The organism is Arthrobacter sp. UYCu723 (genome assembly GCF_054059215.1).
This window is the reverse complement of record NZ_JBSSBW010000001.1, coordinates 784,567-807,518: the sequence shown is the minus strand read 5'-3', so window position 1 is coordinate 807,518 and position 22,952 is coordinate 784,567. Positions and strand designations below refer to the sequence as shown.

The window sequence follows — 22,952 nt, the reverse complement described above, 5'->3', positions numbered from 1 at the left end:
GGCCCCGGCCTCTTGCCGTTACCTGGCCCGTCCGGGATAAAGGACATCACCGCCGGGATCAGGCCCCGCAGCGCCGCCCACCACACAGAGGCACGGATTACACCCCAGCCGGCGCAGCGGGACCGCCCCGGCGATAATGGCTGATCCCGGAGGGGCCAGGACCTGCCACCCCTCATTTCATATCGTCTAGACGCCGGCGTGCAGCCGGGGGAGCGCGTCCACCAGCGGCGCCAGTTCCGGCACCTCCTGGGCCTCGGCCAGGGCGCGCTCCAGCGTGGCGTCGTGGATGGGGCGGACCTCTTCCAGCAGCTTGATTCCGCTGGGCGTGAGCTCGGTGTAGATCCCGCGGCGGTCGTCAGCGCACAGGATCCGGGTCAGCAGGCCGCGGTCCTCGAGCCGGTTGACCAGCCGCGTGGTGGCGCTGGCGCTCAGCGCCGTGGCGCGGGCCAGCTGCTGCATCCGCATGTGCCAGCCGTCCTGGCGGCTCAGCGCATCCAGCACGGTGTATTCCACCACTGACAACTGAGCCTCCGCCTGCAGCGAGCGCTCCAGCTCCGACTCGATCAGCCCGTGCAAGGCCGCCAGCGTCCGCCAGCCTTGCGCCCGGACTTCGACGGCGTCGTCCTTGATGCCCATCTGTTGTTCCCTTCAATCAGCCTGCTCCGCCGCGAAAGGCGGACACTCCACATAATAGTTGCTTGCGCGCTGTATCTGCTTGTGCAACAATAAATAACGCGTCTGCAACTAATAGCTTACGCCTCGTATTACTTTCCGTACAGTTTTGAAGGAGCTCTTCCATGCCTATTGGCCTGATAGCACTCGCCCTCGGCGGGTTCGGGATCGGACTCACCGAGTTCGTCATCATGGGCCTGCTGCCCGAGGTGGCCGCAGACTTCCAGGTCAGCGAGGCTACGGCGGGCTGGCTCATCTCCGGCTACGCGCTCGCCGTCGTCGTGGGTGCACTGCTCCTGACTGCCGCCGTGACGCGCTTCGAGCGCAAGCCCGTGCTGGCCCTACTGATGGTGCTGTTCATTGTCGGCAACCTGGTCTCCGCCATCGCGCCCGACTATGGGCTGATGATGCTCGGCCGCATCATCGCGGCGCTCGCGCACGGCGCCTTCTTCGGCATCGGCGCCGTGGTTGCCGCCAGTATGGTGGCCCCCACCAAAAAGGCCGGCGCCATCGCCATCATGTTCACCGGCTGACGGCGGCCAACGTCCTGGGCGTTCCGTTCGGCACCATGCTGGGCCAGGCCGCAGGCTGGCGGTCCACCTTCTGGGCGATCACGGGCATCGGCGTCCTTGCGCTGGTGGGCATCCTGGCAATGGTCCCCAAAACGGGGTCCGCGGACGCCGGCGGTTCTGCCGCGGGTTCTGCCTCAAGAGGCCTCCGCGGGGAACTCCGCGCCTTCCGGTCCGGCCAGGTCTGGCTCTCCATCCTCGTCACCATCCTCGGCTACGGCGGCATGTTCGGCGCCTTCACCTACATCGCCTTTACGCTCACCGAGGTCACCGGATTCGCCGCGTCCACCGTGCCGTGGCTGCTGATCCTGTTCGGCGTCGGACTCTTCATCGGCAACACTGTCGGCGGCAAGGCCGCGGACAAGAATGTGGACCGCACCCTGCTGGTGGCTCTCGCCGCCCTCGTGGCGGTGCCCGTGGTCTTCGCGCTGACCTCCAGCAGCCAGCCGATGACCATCGCGTCCATGGTGCTGCTGGGCGGCTTCGGCTTCGCCACCGTTCCGGGGCTACAGATGCGCGTCATGAAGTACGCCAACAGCGCGCCCACCCTCGCCTCCGGCGCCAACATCGGCGCCTTCAACGTGGGCAACGCACTCGGCGCCTGGCTGGGCGGCGTGACCATCACCGCCGGCCTCGGCTACACCTCGCCGATCTGGGCAGGTGCAGGCATCACCCTGCTGGGCATTGGCGTGATGGCGTTCGCAGCCGCTCATGCCAAGCGGAACGACGCCGGACGCACCGAAGGTCCCCGACCCACCGACGCCGCCACGGCTGACAGCCAGCAGGACAGCACCGAACTGCAGCCGGCCTGACTTCTGCGTTCGGACTGCCTCGGGACTAGGACCCTACCCGGCGAACGGCAGCCGGGGGTCCACGTCCTGTCCCGCCCAGGTCTGCCGGACCCAGCCGTGGTGCGGGTCGTCGCTGATAAGCCAGTCGCGGACACGGCCGGGCCCGGCCATGACGTTGAGGTAGTACATGTCGTAGCCGGGTGCGGCCATTGCCGGTCCGTGCCAGCCGTAGGGGACCAGGACAACGTCACCGGTGCGCACCTCGACCGAGACGTCGATGGGGCGTTCGTCGGAGGCATAGACCCGCTGGTATCCGATGGCATCCGCGTCCGGCGCGGGGCCCGCAGCGGGGCCTGCCAAGCTGGTCACCCGGGTTTCGAAGTAGTAGATCTCCTCCAGGCGGGTCTCGCCGTCTTTTTCCTCGTCGTGCTTATGCGGCGGATAGGAGGACCAGTTTCCGGCCGGAGTGAGCACCTCGCACACGATGAACCGGTCGGCCTCGAGAGCAGCTGGTGTTCCGAAGTTGTGGACCTGGCGGGAGCAGTTCCCGGCGCCGCGCAATTCAACGGGGGTCTCCGCGGCGGTGACCAGCCGCGTGGGGTACGAAACCTTTGCCGGAGCGGTGGCAATTGCCACCCTCCCGCCGTCGGACGAGCTGACGGTGACGGCCTTGCCCGTGCCGGAGTAGAGCACATCGGTGGGGCCGCTGAACACACTGGCCCGGCCCGCGAGCGGGAACTCCTGGCCATCAACTGTCGCCTCGAAGGCTCCGCTGAGCGGGATCACTATCCGTTCCTCGCCGGTTGCGGGGAGTTCGACGGCGGCCCCGGGGGCCAGTGTGGCCACCTTCAGCCCCGTGTGTGCCCACCCTTCCACCTCGAGCGTGGAGTCTGCCGTCCCCAGCGAAACGTCCCAGCAGCCTTCGGCTGCAGTTCCCAGCGGATATACCCAGTCGGCCATGGATTTACTCTTTCGGTCGGTGTGTTCAGCGCTTTGCCGTGGCGACTAGCGCTGGCGCTCATCGTTGGACCAGCGTCATCTCAAAACTGTAGGAATCCGCGCGGTAGACGTGATGCCCGGTCTCCACCATGCGCCCTGTGTCATCCACTGCGGTGCGCTCCATGGTCACCAGCGCTGAGCCCGGCTCTGTTTCGAGCAGGGGGGCCTGATAGTCGTCGGCCACCATGGCTCCAATGCGCTGGGAGGCCAGCCGGAAGTTGACTCCGCCGTTGCGCAGGATGCCGTAGAGGCCCTGGGATCCCAGCAGGGCTTCGTCAATGGTGGTGATGTCATCACGGACCCAGTTCTCCATCAGGGCCAACGGTTTGCCTCCCACCTTCCGGAGTCGGGTGAAGTGGTAGACCCTGGCCCCCGCCGGCAGATGCAGGGCTTCCCGGGTGGGGGCATCAGCCTCAATATGGGAAAAGCTCAGCACCTCGGTGGTGGGGTTGCTGCCATTGTTGCTGAGATCGTCAAAAAGGCTGGAAAGCTCCAGCGGGCGGCGGACCTGGCTGGAAACCACCTGGGTGCCCACCCCGCGTTTGCGGACCAGCAGTCCCGAGCGGACCAGTTCATCCATGGCTTTGCGCATGGTGGGCCGGGAAAGGTTGAGCTGGGCGGCAAGGTCGATTTCATTCTCCAGCCGGCTGCCGGGTGCCAGGATCCCGGTGTGGATGGCAGCTTCAATGCCCTGCACCACCTGGTGATAGAGGGGCACGGGGGAAGAGCGATCAATACTGAGATTAAGTTGATTCGCCATTGAGCTCTCCCTTGGTGCAGTGGGTTCCTGCGTCCAGGGTGCCCGTATGTCAGGTGCATGTTCGCTTGATAGGACATACTGCCTTTTACAGATAATAGCAGGGCCAGACAGTGCATCAAAGGCCCTGCCTCCGTGCCTCTGGTCTCGGTCTTGAGATTCTCTCCGGCCTGATTAGGTAAAAACATCCTCATGTCAGGACAAACTATTGACATCTGTGAGCAGAGTCACGAAGATCGGTGTAGACGGAATACGAACTGATGCAATGTGGCACCAGGCGTAGGCCGAAATCAAAGGAGATTATCGTGACGAAGTTCGCTTGGCGAAAGGCCGCACTGATAGCTGCGGTTGTGCCCATGATGGCGCTGAGCGCCTGTTCCAGCACCGGCGGCAAGCCGGCTGACACCGGAAATGGCGGAGGCGGTGGCCAGGCAGTCACTACCCCACGTATCAAAGTGGCCCTGATTACCCACGCGGCCGCCGGGGATACCTTCTGGGACATCGTCCGCAAGGGGGCCGAAGAGGCAGCGGCCAAGGACAATGTTGAACTCCTGTACACCTCGGACCCGGAAGGCGGGCGCCAGGCCCAGCTGATCCAGCAGGCGGTGGACCAGAAGGTTGACGGCATTGCCGTCACACTGGCAAAGCCGGACGCGCTCAAGGACGCACTGAAGAAGGCAACGGACGCAGGAATTCCTGTCGTCAGCCTCAACGCCGGCGAGTCCGTGTCCGCACAGCTGGGCGCATTCACGCACTTCGGATCCAATGAAAAACTGGCAGGTGCCGCTGTGGGCGAGAAGCTCGCCTCACTGGGCCTCAAACATCCCATCTGCGTGATCCAGGAACAGGGCCACGTGGGTCTGGAAGCCCGGTGCGCCGGCGTCAAGGAAAAGGTGCCCGCCACGGAAATCCTGTATGTGACCGGAACCGATATGACCCAGGTTTCCTCCACCGTGACGGCCAAACTGCAGGCGACAGCCGACGCCGATGCCATCATCGGCCTGGGCGCCCCCTTCACGCTGACCATCCTCAAGGCCGTCACCTCCGCCAACAGCAAGGCGAAGGTTGCCTCCTTCGATATGAACGCCGAACTGGCGCAGAAGATCGTGGGCGGCGAGGTCATCTTCACCGTGGACCAGCAGCCGTGGCTCCAGGGCTACAGTGCCGTTGATGCCATCTGGCAGACCAAGCGCGGTGGGTTCAAAATCGGCGGCGGGCAGCCCGTTCTGACCGGACCCACCATTGTTGACAAGGCAGCGGCAACAGACGCTCTCAAGTTCGCCCAGCAGGGCGTTCGCTAAGCAGTTTTTTCAGCCTGGCCCGGGCGTGTCCCGGGCCAGGCGCTAAGGAGAATGACCATGACCCAAACTCTCACTAAGCCCCTGGCCGGCGATGAACGCGTGGGAACGCGCAACCCGCTCCAGAAACTCCTGGGCCGCCCCGAAGTCGGCGCGCTCGTTGGCGCGATCGTTCTGTTCGTCTTTTTCGCCATTGTTTCGCAGACCTTCATCCAGCCGAACGCCTTCGCCACCGTGCTCTACGGCAGTTCCACCATCGGCATCATGGCGGTAGGTGTTTCACTGCTGATGATCGGCGGCGAGTTCGACCTCTCCACCGGTGTTGCCGTCATCAGCTCGGCGCTGACAGCGTCCCTGTTCAGCTGGTACTTCACCACCAACGTCTGGGTGGGGGTGCTGCTGGCCCTGGCGGTCTCGCTGTCGATCGGCTTCATCAACGGCTGGATCCTGATCAAGACCAAACTGCCCAGCTTCATTGTGACGCTGGCAAGTTTCCTGATGCTGACGGGCCTGAACCTGGGCCTGACACGGCTCATCGGCGGCTCGGTCTCCTCCCCTTCGATTTCCACCATGGACGGCTTCAAATCGGCGCAGGCCATTTTCTCGTCCGCGGTCAACATCGGCGGCGTCGAGGTCAAGAACACCGTCTTCATCTGGATCGTCCTGGTGGCCGTGGCCTCGTGGGTACTGCTCCGGACCAAAGTGGGGAACTGGATCTTCGCCTCGGGCGGCGATGCCAATGCTGCCCGCGCTGTGGGGGTTCCGGTCACCAAGACCAAGATCGGCCTGTTTATGGCCGTTGGTTTCTGCGGCTGGATCCTGGGCATGCACAACCTGTTCGCCTTCGATGCCGTGCAGTCCGGTGAAGGCGTAGGCAACGAATTCCTCTACATCATCGCTGCCGTTATCGGTGGCTGCCTGCTCACCGGCGGCTACGGCTCGGCGGTGGGCGGGGCGATCGGCGCCTTCATCTTCGGTATGGCCAATAAGGGCATTGTGTACGCCCAGTGGAACCCGGACTGGTTCAAGTTCTTCCTGGGCCTGATGCTGCTGCTGGCCACCATAGTGAACCTGATCGTCAAGCGCCGCGCAGAACTCAAGTAAGGGGCTGAACCCATGAACTCCAAACAGATAGACCAGCAAACGCTGCTCAAGGATGAAAAAGACCCGCTGACCCACACACCCGTTCACCTGCTCTCCCTGGATCAGGTGGGCAAGCATTACGGCAACATCATCGCGCTGAGCGATGTGACCCTGGCGGTGGACAACGGCCGGGTGACCTGCGTCCTGGGCGACAACGGTGCCGGCAAGTCCACACTGATCAAGATCATTGCCGGCCTGCACCAGCATGATGAAGGCGTCTTCAAGATCCTGGGCGAGGAGCGGAAACTCAGCAGCCCCCGCGAGGCGCTGGATTCCGGCATTGCCACGGTTTACCAGGACCTTGCAGTGGTCCCCCTGATGCCGATCTGGCGCAATTTCTTCCTTGGCTCGGAAATCACTGTTGGCTGGGGGCCGTTCAAGCGCATGGATGTCCAGACGATGAAGGACATCACCAAAAAGGAACTGGCCGACATGGGCATAGACCTGCGCGATGTCGAACAGCCGATTGGCCAGCTGTCCGGCGGTGAGCGCCAGTGTGTGGCAATCGCCCGTGCCGTGCACTTCGGGGCGAAGGTCCTGATTCTGGACGAACCGACGGCCGCTCTTGGCGTGAAGCAGTCCGGCGTGGTGCTCCGTTACATCCTGCAGGCCCGCGACCGCGGGCTCGGCGTCGTCTTCATCACGCACAACCCGCACCATGCCTTCCCTGTCGGTGACCGGTTCCTGCTGCTCAAGCGCGGCAAATCGATCGGCTACTACGAGAAAAAGGACATCACCATCGAAGAACTGACGGCGCAGATGGCCGGCGGCGCCGAACTGGCAGAACTCGCCCACGAGCTCGAAGAGCTCGGCGGCCACGGCGAGGTCGTCAAGGAGGTAGAGGCCGAGTTGGCCGGAACCACCGGCCAACAGCCCGGCTAAGAATCCCGCAGAATCCCCGGCTGATGGCCCACCACCAGCCGGGGGTTTTCCTTTGACCGAAGATCGGACGGGCACTTGTCAATCAGGGTAGGTGTCATTGGCGCCGGAATCATGGGTGCCGACCGAATCCGGCCGGAACACGAACCTGCACAACTTCACGCCGACGACGGCGGCCTTGGTGGGTACCGCTGGGCTGTTCAACATGCCGGGCGGATTCAGCGTCCGCCTTCCGCACGGCAGGGAGCTTCGCTACGACGAGCCGGCAGGGGCCGCGGTGGTGCCGCCGATTTCCAGGAACGGAGGCACCAGCACGTGTTCGGCCGTGCCGCCGCCCAGCCGGGCGACGGCCGCACGGACGGCCGCCGCGGCCAGCTCCGGACCATTTTGGCCGATCGAGGTCAGGTTGATGTGCTCAAGCCGCGCCAGCCGGGAGTTGTCGTAACCCACCACGGAGATGTCCCGCGGGACGCTTAGCCCGGCCTTGCCGAAAACATCCAACACGCCCAGGGCGCAGCGGTCGTTGAAGACGACGACGGCGCTGGGCCGTGCGGCGCCGCCGGGCCGTCCGGCCGCGTCGAGCAGCTCGCGGGCGGCCCGGGACCCATCCGCCTCACTGGGGCCGCCCGTGAAGACCGAGGCATGCCCCGCGAGCCCGGCATCGGCCATATAGCCGAGGTAGGACCGGCGGCGGGCCGCAGAACCGATCGCGGTGCCGCCATCGATATGGGATATCCGGGAGTGCCCCAGCCCGCGAAGGTGCTCCATCGCGAGCCTGATTCCCGCATCCTCGTCGCTGGAGACACTGCCGGCCGCGTCGCCGCGAACCGGGCGGAGCATGGAAATCACCGGAAGTGGCAGCTGCGCAAGCCCTGCCGCCGGCGTCGAGGGGGCGATCAGGACCAGGGCCTCGGTGCCAAGGTCCAGCAGGGATTCAACGGCCCGCTGCTCGCTGCGCCGCGGACCTGCCGCGCTCAGGGTCACGCCGTAGCCGGCAGCCTCACCGGCCTCGTAAAGTAACTCAACGAGCTCGGCATGGTAGGGCTCGGTCACGTTGAAAACCACGCCAAGCAGGCGGGAACGGGTGCTGCGCAGAAGCCTGGCCCGCGTATCCGGACGGTAGCCGAGTTCCCGGGCGGTATTGAGGACCCTCTCTCGCGTGGCCAGGCTGGCGCCGGCCGCCCCACGGATCACGATCGAAACCAGCGCCCTTGAGACCCCAGCGGCCGCCGCGACGTCCGCCATGGTGGGGCGGGGGCTCGCTGTCATGGGGTCTCCTGAGTCGTCCGGAAAGTACTGGCCCCAGTCTACTAGATCGATCTAGATTTTCTGCCGATGCTGTGCAAAACTCATTAGCAGCACATCTTCTAGATCGATCTAGAAGATTTCAGCACGAGGAAAGGACGGGCCCATGGCCTACATTGAAAACCAGGCAGGGACACCCGCACGAGGCATCCGGCTGGGACTTATCGGCGCCGGCTGGATGGGGGCATTCCACGGGGAAAGCATTGTCCGGCGCATTCCCGGAGCCGTCCTTGAGGCCATCGCTGACCCAGCGCTGGACGCCGCCGCCGAGCTGGCCGGCCGGCTGGGCGTCGCCAAGGTGACAGCCGATGCTGCAGACTTGCTGGCCGATCCGGAGATCGACGGCGTCATCATCGCCAGCCCGGCCCGTTTCCATTCCGCACTGATCACCCAGGCGGCCCGCGCCGGTAAGCATATCTTCTGTGAAAAGCCGGCCGGGCTGACGCTTGCCGAACTTGATGCGGCCCTGGCAGAGGTGGACAAGGCCGGGGTGCACTTCCAGATCGGCTTCAACCGCCGTTACGCCCCTGATTTTGCTGCCGCGAAGCGCGACCTTGCCGCCGGTGTGGCCGGGCAGCCACAGCTCCTGCGCTCCCTGACCCGGGATCCCGGCACGGGCAGCATCGGCAACGCTGCCCGGATCCCCGCGTGGACCATCTTCCTGGAAACGCTGATCCATGACTTCGACACCCTGAACTGGTTCAACGAGGGCGCCGAGCCGGTGGAAGTCTACGCCGTGGCCGATGCCCTGGTGGAGCCAGATTTCAAGGAACACGGATTACTGGACACCGCCGTTGTGACCATCCGCTACAGCAACGGTGCGCTGGCAGTCGCGGAGGCGAACTTCAGTGCGCTCTACGGCTACGACGTCCGAGGCGAGGTGTTCGGGTCCAAGGGCATGGTCCAGGCGGGGCAGAGCACCGCGTCCTCGGCCCGCCGGTACACCGCGGACGGTGTTTCCGCCGACACACCGCGGCTGAATGTCGAACTTTTTCGCCAGGCCTACACTGATGAACTGGCCGACTTTGCTGACAATGTCCGGGCATGGCGCGACGGCGGGACGGCGCCGCAGGCCGGGTTCACGCTGACCCCGGGTGCCGCCGACGCCCGCCGGGCTCTGGCGATGGCGCTGGCCTGCATCGAGTCGGTCAAACTCGGTGCGCCTGTGGCTCTGCCCGGAGCTCTTCTGAAGGCAGCGACGAAGGCCGGCAACTGATGCGGCTCGCGGTCTGCGCCGAAATGGTGTTCACGGAGCTGCCGTTCATCGAACGGGTCCGGCGCATCCACAACGCCGGATTCGACGTCGAACTCTGGGACTCGCGCAGCAAGGACCTCGCGGCGCTTAAGGCAACCGGGGCGGTGTTCTCCTCGATGACCGGCTACACCGCCGGCAGCGTAGTTGACCCGGCGACGGCCGATGACGTGGTCCGGACAGCCGCGGAGCTCATCCCTACGGCTCTGGAACTGGGCATCAGCCGGATGGTGGTGCATTCGGCGGAACTGGTGGATGGCGCAGCCGCCCGCCCTGTCTTCCGCTCAACGGGCAGGATGTGGACCACTGGACTTCGCACTCTGCAACGGCTGGGGGACCTCGGCGAGAAGTATGGGGTGACATTCTGCCTCGAGAATCTCAACACCATTCTTGATCATCCCGGGATTCCGCTGGCGCGGGCCAAGGACACCCTGGCGCTCGTGGAGGCCGCCGGGCACCCGAACGTCAAGCTGATGCTGGATCTCTACCATGCGCAGCTGGGCGAGGGGAATCTGATCGGGCTGGTCCAATCGGCCCTGCCACACATCGGTGAAATCCAGGTGGCAGATGTGCCGGGCCGCTGCGAACCCGGCACAGGGGAGATCAACTACAGAGCCATCGCCGGCGCACTGGCCGATGCGGGCTATGACGGGACCGTGGGCATGGAAGCCTGGGCGAGTAACGACAGCGACGACGCCCTGGCCGCATTTCGCGATGCGTTCACTCTTCAGCGCTGAATTCCTGTCTGGGGGCTGAAGCTGCCGGATCACCTGTCCGGGGCGGCTGTGCTGCCCCGGACCTCCAGCACGGGCGGCAGTAGTTCGTCGCGAGGAAGTGCGGCGCCCGATTCCAGCCTCACAATCAGCAGCTCCGCTGCGCGCTGGCCGGCAGCGAAGCTTGCCGTGTCCACGGACGTCAGGCTGATCCTGCGAAGCCTGGCCAGCGGAGTGTTGTCGTAACCGGCAACGGAGAGATCAGCGGGCACGGAGAGCCCGCGTTCCTCCGCCGCTGACATGACTCCCAGGGCCGCCATGTCGTTGACCGCGAAGACCGCCGTTGGCCTGTCCGCACCGCTCAGCAATTCCAGGCCGGCGCTGTAGCCGGCTTCTTCCGTGAGATCCCCGGGCATTGTCCGGATGAAATCCGCAAGGCCGGCGGCCGCCATCTCCGCTGCGTAGCCGCGCTGCCGGGCGGCCCCGACTGCGGTGGCCGGTGCCCCAACATATGCAATATTCCTGTGGCCCAGAGACACCAGGTGTGCCACCGCGAGGCGGGCGCCGGCGTCGTCGTCGTTGGTCACGACTGTCACGTTCGGGCCGGGGCCTGACGGCGCGCCCAGGGCCACGGTTGGTACCTGTGCGGCGGCAGCGGTCAGCCCCGGACTGTCCGGCATGGTCCCCACCAGAACCAGTCCCTCGATGTTCATTTCGAGCAGTTTCTTCAGCAGGGACTCACCGCTGCGGCTGTCCAGCCGGAAGTCTCCCATGACCATCTGCAGGCCGTGTTCGTTGAACCGGCCGTTGAGTCCTTCCACCGCGCTGACAAACCAGGGATTCCGCATGTCATTGAGGACTACTCCCACGGTCCGGCTCCGGGACTCGCTGAGTGCCCGGGCGGCGGCGTTTGGCCGATAGCCGAGCTCAATCACGGCCCGCTCCACCGCTGCTCTTTTGGCTTCACTGACATACCCGGTGCCGCGCAGCACCAGCGAAACGACCGACTTGGACACTCCGGCTGCGGCGGCTACGTCGAGTATTGTGGCGGCGCGCTTTCGCATGGGATCGGACACGGCATCCTCCAGCTGTTGGGGCAGTTTGTTAATACAAAGTCTTGACCCGGAACGGTGATCTCCCATACTCTAGCAACCAGATGTTGGAGCGTTCCAACATTGCCAGCTTTCCTGTTCATTGCCCGGGGTCCGGGCTCGGTATTTTTGTAAAGGACACTATGAAGGATGTAACTCTCGGTCTGGTCGGGGTGGGGCGCATTGGCGTTATGCACGCCAACAACATTTCCGCTCTGAACGATGTGCTGAACCCGCAGGGGATCAATGTCCGGCTCAAGCTGACTGACGTTGCTGCGGACCATGCACGCAGCGTGGCGGCTGGGATCGGCGCCGAGTTCCTGCCATCGGTGCAGGAGCTGATTGCGTCCGGCGTGGACGGGCTGGTCATAGCCACCGGCACGGGCACGCATCCGGATCTGATCAGGACGGGCGTGGACGCCGGCATTCCGGTCTTCTGCGAGAAGCCTGTGGCCATGAATGTTGCGGACTCCGCGCCGGTGCTGGACTACATCCGGGACAACGGCGGAACCGTGCAGATCGGCCACCAGCGCCGCTTCGACGCCGGGTACCTGGAGGCTAAACGCTCTTTTGAAGCCGGTGAACTGGGCTGGATCCATTCACTGCGCGCCGTCACCTGCGACATGACACCCCCTCCCGTGGAGTTCCTGGCGGGCTCCGGCGGGCTGTTCCGAGACTGCTCCGTCCACGACTTTGACATCCTGCGCTGGCTGACCGGCCGCGAAATCGTGGAGGTCTACGCCAAGGGCTCCAACAACGGCGATCCCGCCATCGGGGAAGTGGGCGACGTGGACACGGCCCTGGCGCTGGTGACGTTCGACGACGGCACGCTGGGCACCGTCAGCGCCTCGCGCTACAACGGGGCCGGTCATGATGTCCGGCTCGAAATCCAGGGCTCGGCCGGCTCGCTCCTCGTGGGGCTCGATGAGAAGTCCGCCCTTGCATCGGCCGAGACGGGCGTTATGTTCCCGTCCGGGGAGTCCCACCGGACCTTCGCAGAGCGCTTCGACCAGGCCTACCGCTCCGAACTGGCGGCCTTCGTGGAGCTGATCCTGGGCGAGCGGGACAACCCGTGCACACCGGAGGACGCGGTGGCGGCCTCCCGGGTTGCCGACGCCGCCCAGGAATCACTCGAAACAGGGCTGCCGGTCAGTGTTGCCCTGGCAGCCCGGGACCACGGGAGCCGCAGCTAGCCCTGCTTCCGGACCCGGCACACTTCGACAAAGGCCCTGAAGGGCGCCGCCCGCTCCTCGGCGGACAGCTCCACGGCCTCGGGATGCCACTGGACGGATGCCACCCAGCGCTCCGGATCCTCCAGCGCCTCGATGGTTCCGTCCCCGGCCACGGCTGTCACCACGAGCCCCTTGGCTACCCTTGCCACGGCCTGGTGGTGGCCGGAGGCAATCTTGACCGTGACGCCGTCGGAGCTGTTCCCTGGGCCGCCGTTCCCTCCCCTGCTGTTCCCGCCGCCGTACAGCCCGGCAACCTGGGTTCCGCCCTGCACGTCGACCTCGTGCCAGGCCCAGGGGCCGGCCCCGTGCACCGGCGCGGGTTCGTGGTGCACCACCGTGCCGGGCGCCATGTCCTGGATCAGCGTTCCGCCGTAGAGGACGTTGAGCAGCTGGTGGCCCCGGCAGATTCCGAGCACCGGAATCCCCGCGTCGATCGACTGCCGCGCAACGGCCAGATCCAGCTCATCCTGGGCGTGGTTGACGTCGTAACACGCGCCGCCGGGCTCCTCGCCGTAGAGTCGCGGGTCCAGGTCGCCGCCGCCCGGAAGGACGACGCCGTCGAGCTCCTCGAGCGGCTCATCCGGTGCGGTGAGCAGTACCGGTTCGCCGCCGCCGTCGCGCACCAGATCCACGATGTAGTCGAACAGCTCGTTGGCCTCCGCCACCCGCGGATCCGCGTCCGTGGAGCTGCTGAGCCGTATGGGAATGCCGATACGGGGCCGGCTGCTGCGGGGGAGGGGCGGAGTCTGCATGCTTTATTCTGCAACACAACTTCCGTATCACAACGCAGGGCTAGGATTGCCGGATGACGAACAGATATCTCGTGTCCCGCAGCCGCTTCATCGCGGCCGCTCCGGAAGCCATTTTCGAGCTGCTCGCCACCCCGGCGCTGCACAGCGTGATCGATGGCTCGGGCACGGTCAAGGGCGCCCAGCCCCGCGGTCCCGAACGGCTGGCCCTCGGTGCGAAGTTCGGCATGGAGATGAACGTGCGGGTGGACTACAAGATCCTCAACACGGTCTGCGAGTTCGAGGAAGGCCGCCGGATCGCTTGGCGGCACTTCTACGGCCATGTCTGGCGCTACCTCCTGGAGCCCGCCACGGACGACGCCGGCAGGACCGGCACCATGGTCACCGAACAATGGGACGCCCGCCAGGTCCGCGGCAAGTTCTTCCTGCGCCTCGCGGGCTACCTGCGCCGGCACCCTGCCAACCTGGACAAGACCCTGGCCAAGCTTGAGGCCCACCTAGCGGCCTCCGGGCGGCGCGAAGCCGGCGACGCGGGGATTTCCTGATACTCGATGGCCAACGTGGGTAGGTGCCCGGCAATGCGGTCCTTGCAACCCTTCCGGCCCGGGGCGGCTCCCGCCCACTAGCGGGAATTCTGTAATGTGGATGGCACCGGGAGCAAAAGGCAAGACTGAAGGTGGGAAGCGCGATGGGCCGCAGGACACTCGTTGACGACCTCGTCGACGGCCTGCTCGACGACATCCTTGACGGCAAGCTGCAGCCCCACGAAGCCATTCCGCCGGAAGCCGACATCGCCAAGGCCTATGACGTCAGCCGGCTCACGGTGCGCGAGGCGCTGAAGGCCCTGCGGGCGCAGAACATCCTCTACGTGAAGGCCGGCCGCGGAACCTTCGTCAACCCAACTGACAACTGGACCGGGCTGGATGCGATCTTCAAGGCCGCTTCGCACGGCAACGGGGCGGAGCAGGTCGCAGTGGGGCTGATCGAGATGCGTCGCATGGTGGAAACCGGGGCGGCCGCGCTTGCCGCCAAACGCCATACTCCCGGGCATGCCGAACAGATGCGTGAGTGCATCGCGGACATGAAGCGCTTCCATGATTCGGGCGACCTGGATGGCTTCGTGGCAGCGGACATCGGCTTCCACGACGCAGTGCTGAAGGCCTCCGGCAATCCTTTTATCCGGGCACTGTTCGCCCAGCTGGGTCAGCTGCTTTACGTGAAGCGGCGCGAAACGTCCGCCGTCGAAGAGATCCAGCTGCACGCCATCGAGTACCACCAGAAAGTCATGGACGGCATCCTCAGCGGCGACGCGGAGCTGGCCCGCCGCGCCATGGACGAACACATGGACCAGACGTACCGGGACTACGAACGCTACGTGCACAACGCATCATCCTGACGTCACAGCGCGCACCAGCCAGGGCTTGACGTAATCCGCATCACTCTTCTATGCTTTTCCTCGTGTTCTTCAGTCAGATGTCTGACATCTGACTCAAACCGTATCGGACCCAGTTGCAGTTGGACTGGGCCTCCCAAATATCCCCACGGATTCCCGCCACCATCGCAGGTGGCCGGCTTCCGTTAGACAGAAGGTCGAAGATGACTTCACTCTCCTTAAAGTCCGCAGGACTCGGCGAGCTTGGCGAGCGTACGCTCCGCAAGGTCCGCCGCCGCGTTATGCCGCTGATCGTCCTGCTCTACTTCGTTGCCTACCTTGACCGCAACAACGTCGGCTTCGCCAAACTCACCATGAGCGAGGACATCGGCCTGAACGCCGCCGCCTACGGACTGGGTGCCGGCATCTTTTTCCTCGGCTACGCGCTCCTCGAGGTCCCGAGCAACGCCGGCATGTACCGGTTCGGCGCACGCAAGTGGCTGGCCCGGATCCTCATTACGTGGGGCATCTTCGCCACGGCCATGTGCCTGGTGAACGGTGAAACCACCTACTACATCATCCGTTTCCTGCTGGGTGCGGCAGAGGCTGGATTCTTCCCGGCCATCCTTTTCTACCTGACGCTCTGGTTCCCCGCCGCACAGCGTGTGTCGGTGCTCGGCATCTTCATTCTGGCCCAGCCGGTGTCCAATGCCCTTGGCGCTCCGGTCTCCGGGTTGCTCCTGCAGATGGACGGCGTCATGGGTCTTCAGGGCTGGCAGTGGCTGTACATCATCGAAGGCATTCCGGCCATCCTCCTGGGCTTGCTCACTCCCATCCTTATGACCGACCGCCCGCGGGACGCCAAATGGCTCAACCCGGACGAGCGCGAATGGCTTGCCAGCACCATGGACAAAGAACTGGCCGTCAAGTCCAGCTCCGGCAACCACAACTTCCTGGCCGGCCTGAAGGACAAGCGCACCCTGATCTACTCTGCCCTCTACTTCGGACTGGTCTGCGGCATCTATGGACTGGGCCTGTGGATGCCCACCATCGTCGCCGCCCTTGGCAAGTTCTCCACGGCCCAGATCGGCTTCATCGTCTGCGTCCCGTACACCGTGGCCGCCGTGTTTGTGTACTTCTGGAGCAAGCGCGCAGACCGGACCGGCAAGCGTGCCTGGCACACCGCCGTCAGCATGGTGCTGGCCGGTATGGGCCTGCTGGCCGCAGGATACCTGCTGCCCGTCAACCCGATTCTGGCCATGATCGGGCTGACGGCCTCGGCCATGGGTATCTACGGCGCCATCGCACCGTTCCTTTCCATGCCCTCTGCTGCACTGACGGGGGCGGCTGCTGCCGCCGGTTTGGCCCTGATCAACTCACTGGGCAACCTGGGCGGGTTCGTTGCCCCGTACGCAGTCGGACTCCTGAACGACGCCACGGGCAGCAACCAGAGCGGCCTGCTGTTCCTGTCCCTCTGCCTGTGCATCACCGCGGTGGCAACCTACCTCTACGCCCGCAAACGCCCCGAAGGCGACGCCGCGCTGGATCCCGCCGTTGCCGCGACTGCCGCAGAGACCCCTGACTCCACTGCCCCCGCCAAAATCTCCTAATCGCGAATTCCCTGAAGGAAAAACTCATGACTTCCAGCACCTTCCCCTCCGAACGCACAGTTGTCCTGACCGGCGCCGCGTCGGTTCGCGGCATCGGCCGCGCCGCCGCTGACCGTATGGCCAGCGAGGGATGGTCCATCGCCATCCTTGACATCAACGCGGAGGACGCCAAGGCTGCCGCCGCGGAGATCGGCTCCAACCGTGCCGTCAAGGCCATCGGCGTCGGAGCCGACGTGTCCGACGAGGCGTCCGTTGATCGCGCGATCACCGAGATCGAAGCCTCACTCCCGCCGATCGTTGCCCTCGCCAACCTCGCCGGGATCAGCTCGCCGACGACGTTCATGGAAACTACCGTGGCGGAGTGGGACAAGGTGTTCGCCATCAACATGCGCGGAACCTTCATCGTTTCCCAGCGGGTCCTCAAGGGCATGATCGAGCGCAAGCTCGGACGGATTGTGAGCATCTCGTCCATTTCCGCCCAGCGCGGCGGCGGCACGTTCTCGAAGGTTGCCTACAGCGCGACCAAGGCCGGAATCCTCGGATTCACCCGCGCCTTGGCCCGCGAAGTCGGCGAGTTCGGGATCACGGTCAATGCGATTGCCCCCGGCCCGATCGACACCGACATCATGGGTGGAACCCTCACCGATGAGCGCAAGGCCCAGATGTCCGAGGGCATCATGATGGGCCGGGTCGGCACCCGCGAGGAAGTAGCGGCCTTGATCTCCTTCCTGCTCGGCGAGGACTCCGGTTACATCACCGCCGCCACCTATGACATCAACGGTGGCCTCCAAGTCTCCTGACCGAGGTCTGGACCAGACAGGGGGTGCCTCCGCCGGTTTTCCGGCGGGGGCACCTTCGATTTACCGGCGGCCCAGCGCCTGCCGGGCGTCTGCGCATGCCGGGGCGGAGCCTAAGCCGCCGCCGTCTAGGCTGGCTCCATGAGCGCCGCCCGCAGCCTTCACCCCAGCCCCCGCACGTTGGAGGTCGAGAGCCTTGCGGGTTTCGACCGGCTGGTCGCCGCGGGGGCGCGCAGCATGCACGGTTGGCATGTCCAGTCCCTGGACCTGCGGGGCCGCCGGGCACAGCTAGAGGCACTGGAGGTCCAAGGCGCGGTCTTCCTCGGCTGCACCTTCGACGCCGGCGTGGAGGATTCGCTGCGCGGCCGCGGCGCCCTCATTTTCCCCCGGCTCCAGGCCGTGCCGTTCAACCCCTACCGCGGCCAGTTGTACACCCCGCAGGAGCTGTATGCAGGCATCTCTGATTCACGCTACGAGGACACCCTGGACGCGAAGGTGTACCAGTGGAGCATCCGGCCCGGCCAGCGCCATCGGCTGGACGCCACCCTGGCCGCCTCCCTGCATGACCACTCAATCGGCGACGCCCTCGACGAGCTGACCCGCTCGGAACCGTTCCTCGGACGCACCGTGGTGGGCGTTATGGGTGGCCATGCCGCGCGTCGCGGGTCTGCGGTCTTCGAGGAGGCCGCGCTGCTGGGGCGGCTGTTGGCGCGGAACGGAAGGGTGGTTGCCACCGGCGGCGGCCCCGGGACCATGGAGGGCGCGAATCTGGGCGCGTACCTCAACGAGATGCCGGACCAGCACTTCCGGCAGGTTCTGCAGGGGCTTGCCGCCGTCCCCGGCTTCCGCCCGTCGGTATCGGCGTGGGCGCGCGCGGCGGCCGCCGTCGTCGAACGCCATCCGGACGGCACGCCGTCCCTGGGCATCCCCACCTGGTTCCACGGGCACGAGCCACCCAACTTCTTCGCCACCCACATCGCAAAATATTTCGCCAACTCCATCCGCGAGGCCATCCTGTTGGAGCTGTGCCATGGCGGCATCATCTTCCTGCCAGGCTCCGGCGGTACGGTGCAGGAGATCTTCCAGGACGCCTGTGAGAATTACTACGGCGCCCCCGAGACCATCACCCCGATGGTGCTCGTGGGCCAGGAGCACTGGCTGCGCCGCTACCCGGCATGGCCACTGTTGCAGAGCCTGGCCGCTGGCCGGCGGATGGAAAGCAGGATCTTCCTGGTGGACACCGTGCAGGAAGCGCTCGCGGTCCTCGACGCGTAGCGCCGCTCTGGACGAATGACGGCGCCGGCCGCCGCGCCGGACGAATGACGGCGCCGTAGCGCCGCTCTGGATGAATGACGGCGCCGCCGGTCACTGACGCCTGCGCCTTAACCGCAGGGGACGGGGAACGGGCTACAAATCCTTGCGGCACTGGGCACGGCCCAGCTCGTGCAAGCCGTTCAGGTCGCCGTCGGCCAGGCCATCAGGGGTGCCGATCTCCGGGTACATGAGCTGCGCCGGGTCATCCACATGTTCCAGCCCCATGACATGGCCCAGTTCATGCAGGATCACGGCGGTGGCATAGGCAGCACCGGCCGGCCGGCGCAGGTCCTCGGTGATCTGCGGGGCGTCGAGTTCGAGGCTGCCGGTGACGAAGCTCTTGGGGCCGTCGCCGAAGCTGAAATGGGTACTGCCTCCCGTGCCGATGACGGGACCCTTGAGTTGCGGCGCCTGTTCCGGGGTGGTCCAGGCGATCAGCAGCGGGGCCCACCGCGCGCCGTAGACGTCCTTCTGATACGGCGCCCGCGACTGGGAGGGGGCCTCGGCCGTGGGGCCGTCGTTGATGAATTTGATGCCGGTCGCCCGGGACACCGTCCCGATCGCGTCCTCGACGAGGCGCTCCGCCCCTTCCGGTTCGAGTCCGGCGTTGACCACGTAGTGCAGCGGGCGGCACGGCGAATAGCCCACCGGCGTGCCATCCTCATTCGTGGCCAGGAATTCATAGGAATCGCTCGCGACGGCCGGTGTCCTTGGCCGCCCGAGCGGCTCGTCCTGTTCCTCCAACCCCGGTGGGGGAGCGTCGTTCCGCGTGCCCTCGGCGGGAACGCCCGGCTGCTGCCCGGGTTGTCCTGGTTGTCCGGTGCCCGGCTGGCCGGGTTGCCCTGATTGTCCTGTGTCCGGGGCCGCAGTCCGTCCGTTCAGCCCCGCGCCGCGGCTGACCTCGAACAGCCCCACGAAGCGGGGATCGCCATACACAAAGCCGGCGGCCAGGAAGGCGGCGCCGGCAATGACTGCGGCAGCGGCGAGGTTGCGGAAAACCCGCCCGGCGGTTCGGGAGCGGCTGTGCCGCGGTGTCCGGTCCCGGAACTCCGGACCGTCCACTAAGCGACCACGGCGCCGAACGCCAGCCCCAGCAGGTAGGTCACGCCGGCGGCGCCCATGCCGATGGCGAGCTGCCTGAACCCGCGGGATGTCGGGGACGTGCCGGACAGCAGCCCGACGATGCCGCCGGTGAGCAGGAGCGCCAGGCCCACCAGGACGGCGGAGACCACGAGGGCGGCGATCCCGGTCATGCCCAGGAGGAAGGGGATGATCGGCACGATCGCGCCGGAAGCGAAGAAGCAGAAGCTCGACGCCGCCGCGCCCCAGGCGGTGCCGACAGCCTCGTGCTGGTCCTGGCTCTCGGGCAGTTCGGGCCGCAGCGAGAGGCTGGGATCGCAGTCGCAGTCCAGCAGGCCCATCCGCTCGGCCACGCGGTGCTCGGCGGCGTCCCGGGACATGCCGCGGGCCAGGTACACGAGCAGGAGTTCATTGTGCTCGATGTCCAGGGCGGGTGCCGCGGCCAGGGTGATCTGGGTGGGGCGGGTCGCGGCCAGCAGCTCCCGCTGGGACCGCACAGAGATGAACTCGCCGGCGCCCATCGACAGTGCACCGGCCAGCAGCCCGGCGACGCCGCTGAGGAGAACCACCGAGCTTCCCACCCCGGAGGCGGCCATGCCCATGACGAGGGAGAGGTTGCTGACCAGTCCGTCGTTGGCCCCGAAGACGGCCGCCCGGAAGGTGCCGGCGAGGCGGTTGCGGCCCCGGGTGGCGAGTCCGCGGACCACCTCCTCGTGGATCTGTTCGTCGGCGACCATGGCCGGCGTGGCGGACGGGTCGGCGGCATACGGTGAGCGGCTTTCGGCGCGCTGGGCCAGGGCCAGGACAAACACCGAACCGAAGTGGCGCGCCAGGAATCCCAGGATCTGGCTGCGGACGGACGCCGGCCGGGACCGGCCGGCCTTCTCGCCCAGCAGTTGGAGCCAGTGTGCTTCATGGCGTCCCTCGGCCTCGGCCAGGGCGAGCAGGATCTCGCGTTCCTCGCCGCTGCGGTTCTGCGCCAGGTCACGGTAGACGGCGGCTTCGGCCCGCTCGTCGGCGAGGTACTGCCGCCACCTCTTGATGTCTGCAGCGCCAGGCGAGGATGCCGGCGCCTGGGCGGCTCGGCTGGTCCCGCCAGCGGCGGATTCAGGATGGTGGGGGTCAGGGTTGAGCGGGTCAGATGTGGCGTGCTGAGACACGGAATCTCCTGGGCTTGACGGGGCATGGTCCGGCCCCATTTGCGTACCCAGCCTACCCCGTCTTTCCGCGCATTTCCGGCTGGCAATCCTCAGTGGAAAGTTTAGGCAAACCGTAAATCCCCTGCCGCCGGAGTGCGTATCAGTCCCGGGTCTTTCCGGCTGCGCGCGGACCCTTGACCGGCCGGGTTCCCGGTGTTCGAATGAAACTCAGGGCGGGTTCCCCGGAGCCACTGCCGCCACCCCAGGCACACGGAGGTTGCACCATGTCCAACACCGGATCACATCCCATCCAGCCAGCCCGGGAGTCCCTCGAGTCCGATCCCGCTTATGACTACGCCGAGGATGCGCCCGTGAGTGATGCTGTGGAGACCGAGGAAGAGGAGCTGCTCGAAGAGGCCGATCGGCTCGTTCCCTTGGACGCGGAGGACTTCCTGGGCGACGAGAAGCCGGTAGTGCCCCTGGAAGGGGAAGAATTCCTTGAGCCTGAGGAAAATGAGTGATTCTCCCACCCGCTTCTAAGTTCCATAAAGGTCGACGGCGGCGCCCCCAGAAGGGGAGCGCCGCCGTCGACCTTTAACTCGCCGTCAGGACCCTAATGGGTCAGGGCCGGGCGCTGTTCTTCCTCGACGGCACCGCCGGCGACCCGCCGGCGCCAGTTCGCCATGACCGCGGGATCCGTCGGCTTGGTGAGCAACGACACCGCGATGTACACGGCTGCGGAGGCCACGAGGCCGTAGTAGATCGGCTCGTTGGCGTAGATGCCGTCCAGCGGAACCTCGGCGTTGATCTCCAGGACGATCATGGTGCCGAGCGTGATCACCGAGCCCACCGCCATGGAGGCCGCGGCGGCCACACCGGTGCCGCGCTTCCAGATCAGGCCGCCCAGGATGGCGACGAGGAGGCCACCGACGAGGATGTCGTAGGCGATGGTGAGGGCAGCGACGACGTCTTTGGTGATGATGGCGATGACGATCGCCACGATCCCCAGGCCCAGGACCCACATGCGGTTGGCCTTGATGTCGTGCTCCGGGTTGTCGGTGTCGTCGGTGTTGATGTCCTTGCCGAACCAGCTGGCGACGAACGGCAGGACGTCGGCGCGGGCCACCGTGGCTGCGGCGATCAGGGCGCCGGAGGCCGTGGACATCATTGCCGCGACGGCTGCGGCGAGCACGAGCCCGCCGATGCCGACCGGCAGGAGGTTGGTGGCGACCTCGGCGTAGACAACATCCTTGCCGAGCTTGGCGACGTCGATGTCCGGCAGGGCAACCCGGGCGCCGAGGCCGATCAAGGCACCGGCAGCACCGTAGAGGATGCAGTAGACGCCGGCGGTGGCGCCACCCCAGCGGGCGACGGTGGGGGTCTTGGCGGTGAAGACGCGCTGCCAGATGTCCTGGCCGATCAGCAGGCCCAGGGTGTAGACCACGAAGTAGGTGATGATGGTCTGGATCCCGATGCCGTCGATCTGGAAGAAGCTGGCGTCGACGCGGGCCCGGATCCCCTCGAAGCCGCCGGCGGCGTTGAGTGTGAAGGGCAGCATCAGCAGGAAGATGCCGATGGTTTTGATGACGAACTGGACCTGGTCCGCCAGGGTGATGGACCACATGCCGCCGATGGTCGAGTAGACCAGCACGATGGCGCCGCCGACGGCGATCGCGAGCGCGCGGTCCCAGCCGAAGAGCACCACGAAGATGGTGGCGTACGCACCGGTGGACGTGGCGCACAGCATCAGCGTGTACGCCAGCATCACGATGCCCGAGGTCTGGGTGGCCCGGCTGCCATAGCGAAGGGTCAGCATCTGGGAGACCGTGTAGATCTTCAGCTTCTGGATGGTGCCGGCGAAGAGCAGGCTCAGCAGCAGGACGCCGGATCCGATCGCGACCACGAGCCACATGCCGGAGATGCCGAACTTGTAACCGAGGCCGACGCCGCCGACGGTGGACGCGCCGCCGAGCACGACGGCGGCCATGGTTCCGGTGTAGAGGAACGGCCCGAGACGGCGGCCGGCGACCAGGAAGTCGCTATTGTTCTTGGTGCGGGATTTACCCCACCACCCGAACGCCAGCATGGCGACCAGGTACACCACCAATGGCGATGTTGAGAAAAGTTGCGTCCATAAAGGGGCTCCTTGGAGCTGTGCGGAGCAGGGCCGAACCCGCCGCAGCGCACGAG

21 protein-coding genes and 2 pseudogenes are annotated in these 22,952 nt (G+C 66.0%); 13 read left to right on the top strand and 10 right to left on the bottom strand.

Annotation, left to right across the window (positions count from 1 at the left end):
- Nucleotides 1-186: 186 nt before the first annotated feature.
- On the bottom strand, nucleotides 187-636 hold the full coding sequence (locus tag ACVWZ8_RS03580) for a MarR family winged helix-turn-helix transcriptional regulator (protein WP_426976224.1): 450 nt from the start codon (nucleotides 634-636) through the stop codon (nucleotides 187-189).
- Between the two features lie 161 nt (nucleotides 637-797).
- Here ACVWZ8_RS03580 and ACVWZ8_RS03575 point away from each other — a divergent pair.
- Nucleotides 798-2,053: pseudogene (locus ACVWZ8_RS03575) on the top strand (MFS transporter).
- A gap of 33 nt (nucleotides 2,054-2,086) precedes the next feature.
- Here ACVWZ8_RS03575 and iolB read toward each other — a convergent pair.
- Both iolB and ACVWZ8_RS03565 read right to left on the bottom strand, forming a co-directional pair.
- Nucleotides 2,087-2,992 (bottom strand): 5-deoxy-glucuronate isomerase, encoded by a 906-nt coding sequence (gene iolB, locus ACVWZ8_RS03570; RefSeq protein WP_456503816.1) that lies wholly within the window; start codon nucleotides 2,990-2,992, stop codon nucleotides 2,087-2,089.
- 58 nt (nucleotides 2,993-3,050) lie between these two features.
- The gene (locus ACVWZ8_RS03565; protein ID WP_456503815.1) at nucleotides 3,051-3,791 is read right to left on the bottom strand and encodes a GntR family transcriptional regulator; all 741 of its coding nucleotides are present in this window, start codon (nucleotides 3,789-3,791) and stop codon (nucleotides 3,051-3,053) included.
- Nucleotides 3,792-4,093: 302 nt separating this feature from the next.
- Here ACVWZ8_RS03565 and ACVWZ8_RS03560 point away from each other — a divergent pair, with 302 nt between their 5' ends.
- The 3 genes from ACVWZ8_RS03560 to ACVWZ8_RS03550 are packed head-to-tail and all read left to right on the top strand — an operon-like array spanning nucleotide 4,094 to nucleotide 7,111.
- On the top strand, nucleotides 4,094-5,089 hold the full coding sequence (locus ACVWZ8_RS03560; protein WP_426976228.1) for a substrate-binding domain-containing protein: 996 nt from the start codon (nucleotides 4,094-4,096) through the stop codon (nucleotides 5,087-5,089).
- A 51-nt stretch (nucleotides 5,090-5,140) separates the two neighbouring features.
- Complete coding sequence (locus ACVWZ8_RS03555) at nucleotides 5,141-6,190, top strand: ABC transporter permease (protein WP_456503814.1); 1,050 nt, start codon at nucleotides 5,141-5,143, stop codon at nucleotides 6,188-6,190.
- 12 nt (nucleotides 6,191-6,202) lie between these two features.
- Nucleotides 6,203-7,111: an ATP-binding cassette domain-containing protein gene (locus ACVWZ8_RS03550; protein WP_456503813.1), complete on the top strand. Its 909-nt coding sequence runs from the start codon at nucleotides 6,203-6,205 to the stop codon at nucleotides 7,109-7,111.
- 78 nt (nucleotides 7,112-7,189) lie between these two features.
- On the opposite strand, the gene ACVWZ8_RS03545 is transcribed toward ACVWZ8_RS03550, so the two are convergent.
- Together ACVWZ8_RS03545 and ACVWZ8_RS03540 are read right to left on the bottom strand one after the other, a co-directional pair.
- Nucleotides 7,190-7,315, bottom strand: a complete 126-nt coding sequence (locus ACVWZ8_RS03545; protein ID WP_456503812.1) for a hypothetical protein — start codon at nucleotides 7,313-7,315, stop codon at nucleotides 7,190-7,192.
- 45 nt (nucleotides 7,316-7,360) lie between these two features.
- The gene (locus tag ACVWZ8_RS03540) at nucleotides 7,361-8,377 is read right to left on the bottom strand and encodes a LacI family DNA-binding transcriptional regulator (RefSeq protein ID WP_456503811.1); all 1,017 of its coding nucleotides are present in this window, start codon (nucleotides 8,375-8,377) and stop codon (nucleotides 7,361-7,363) included.
- A 142-nt stretch (nucleotides 8,378-8,519) separates the two neighbouring features.
- Between ACVWZ8_RS03540 and ACVWZ8_RS03535 the strand changes: the two genes are divergently transcribed.
- Together ACVWZ8_RS03535 and ACVWZ8_RS03530 are read left to right on the top strand one after the other, a co-directional pair.
- The gene (locus ACVWZ8_RS03535) at nucleotides 8,520-9,629 is read left to right on the top strand and encodes a Gfo/Idh/MocA family oxidoreductase (RefSeq protein WP_456503810.1); all 1,110 of its coding nucleotides are present in this window, start codon (nucleotides 8,520-8,522) and stop codon (nucleotides 9,627-9,629) included.
- A complete protein-coding gene (locus tag ACVWZ8_RS03530) occupies nucleotides 9,629-10,402 on the top strand; it encodes a TIM barrel protein (protein ID WP_426976233.1) in 774 nt (257 codons plus the stop codon). The genes ACVWZ8_RS03535 and ACVWZ8_RS03530 overlap by 1 nt, the downstream gene beginning before the upstream one ends.
- 29 nt (nucleotides 10,403-10,431) lie before the next feature.
- Here the strand turns inward: ACVWZ8_RS03530 and ACVWZ8_RS03525 are convergent, their stop codons facing one another.
- Entirely contained in the window at nucleotides 10,432-11,454 is a 1,023-nt protein-coding gene (locus tag ACVWZ8_RS03525; protein WP_456503809.1) for a LacI family DNA-binding transcriptional regulator, read from the bottom strand.
- Between the two features lie 158 nt (nucleotides 11,455-11,612).
- Between ACVWZ8_RS03525 and ACVWZ8_RS03520 the strand changes: the two genes are divergently transcribed.
- Nucleotides 11,613-12,662: a Gfo/Idh/MocA family oxidoreductase gene (locus ACVWZ8_RS03520; RefSeq protein WP_426976235.1), complete on the top strand. Its 1,050-nt coding sequence runs from the start codon at nucleotides 11,613-11,615 to the stop codon at nucleotides 12,660-12,662.
- Here the strand turns inward: ACVWZ8_RS03520 and ACVWZ8_RS03515 are convergent.
- Nucleotides 12,659-13,453 carry a gamma-glutamyl-gamma-aminobutyrate hydrolase family protein gene (locus tag ACVWZ8_RS03515; RefSeq protein WP_426976236.1) on the bottom strand — a complete coding sequence of 265 codons (795 nt, stop codon included), beginning with the start codon at nucleotides 13,451-13,453 and terminating at the stop codon, nucleotides 12,659-12,661. The two genes, ACVWZ8_RS03520 and ACVWZ8_RS03515, sit on opposite strands and share 4 nt — an antisense overlap.
- Nucleotides 13,454-13,506: 53 nt before the next feature.
- On the opposite strand from ACVWZ8_RS03515, the gene ACVWZ8_RS03510 reads away from it, so the two are divergent.
- The 5 genes from ACVWZ8_RS03510 to ACVWZ8_RS03490 all read left to right on the top strand — a co-directional run bounded on the left by ACVWZ8_RS03510 (nucleotide 13,507) and on the right by ACVWZ8_RS03490 (nucleotide 18,504).
- The gene (locus ACVWZ8_RS03510; protein ID WP_426976237.1) at nucleotides 13,507-13,995 is read left to right on the top strand and encodes an SRPBCC family protein; all 489 of its coding nucleotides are present in this window, start codon (nucleotides 13,507-13,509) and stop codon (nucleotides 13,993-13,995) included.
- A 143-nt stretch (nucleotides 13,996-14,138) separates the two neighbouring features.
- Nucleotides 14,139-14,846 carry a FadR/GntR family transcriptional regulator gene (locus tag ACVWZ8_RS03505; protein ID WP_426976238.1) on the top strand — a complete coding sequence of 236 codons (708 nt, stop codon included), beginning with the start codon at nucleotides 14,139-14,141 and terminating at the stop codon, nucleotides 14,844-14,846.
- Nucleotides 14,847-15,046: 200 nt separating this feature from the next.
- Nucleotides 15,047-16,432, top strand: a complete 1,386-nt coding sequence (locus ACVWZ8_RS03500; RefSeq protein ID WP_426976239.1) for an MFS transporter — start codon at nucleotides 15,047-15,049, stop codon at nucleotides 16,430-16,432.
- 26 nt (nucleotides 16,433-16,458) lie between these two features.
- Entirely contained in the window at nucleotides 16,459-17,232 is a 774-nt protein-coding gene (locus ACVWZ8_RS03495) for an SDR family NAD(P)-dependent oxidoreductase (RefSeq protein WP_426976240.1), read from the top strand.
- Nucleotides 17,233-17,370: 138 nt separating this feature from the next.
- Entirely contained in the window at nucleotides 17,371-18,504 is a 1,134-nt protein-coding gene (locus ACVWZ8_RS03490) for an LOG family protein (protein WP_426976241.1), read from the top strand.
- Nucleotides 18,505-18,636: 132 nt separating this feature from the next.
- On the opposite strand, the gene ACVWZ8_RS03485 is transcribed toward ACVWZ8_RS03490, so the two are convergent.
- Both ACVWZ8_RS03485 and ACVWZ8_RS03480 read right to left on the bottom strand, forming a co-directional pair.
- Complete coding sequence (locus ACVWZ8_RS03485; protein WP_426976242.1) at nucleotides 18,637-19,605, bottom strand: matrixin family metalloprotease; 969 nt, start codon at nucleotides 19,603-19,605, stop codon at nucleotides 18,637-18,639.
- Entirely contained in the window at nucleotides 19,605-20,783 is a 1,179-nt protein-coding gene (locus ACVWZ8_RS03480; protein WP_426976243.1) for a VIT1/CCC1 transporter family protein, read from the bottom strand. The genes ACVWZ8_RS03485 and ACVWZ8_RS03480 overlap by 1 nt, the downstream gene beginning before the upstream one ends.
- A gap of 263 nt (nucleotides 20,784-21,046) precedes the next feature.
- Between ACVWZ8_RS03480 and ACVWZ8_RS03475 the strand changes: the two genes are divergently transcribed.
- Nucleotides 21,047-21,283 carry a hypothetical protein gene (locus tag ACVWZ8_RS03475; RefSeq protein WP_456503808.1) on the top strand — a complete coding sequence of 79 codons (237 nt, stop codon included), beginning with the start codon at nucleotides 21,047-21,049 and terminating at the stop codon, nucleotides 21,281-21,283.
- Nucleotides 21,284-21,375: 92 nt separating this feature from the next.
- On the opposite strand, the pseudogene ACVWZ8_RS03470 reads toward ACVWZ8_RS03475, so the two are convergent.
- Nucleotides 21,376-22,897 (bottom strand): annotated as a pseudogene (locus ACVWZ8_RS03470) (sodium:solute symporter).
- Between the last annotated feature and the right edge of the window lie 55 nt (nucleotides 22,898-22,952).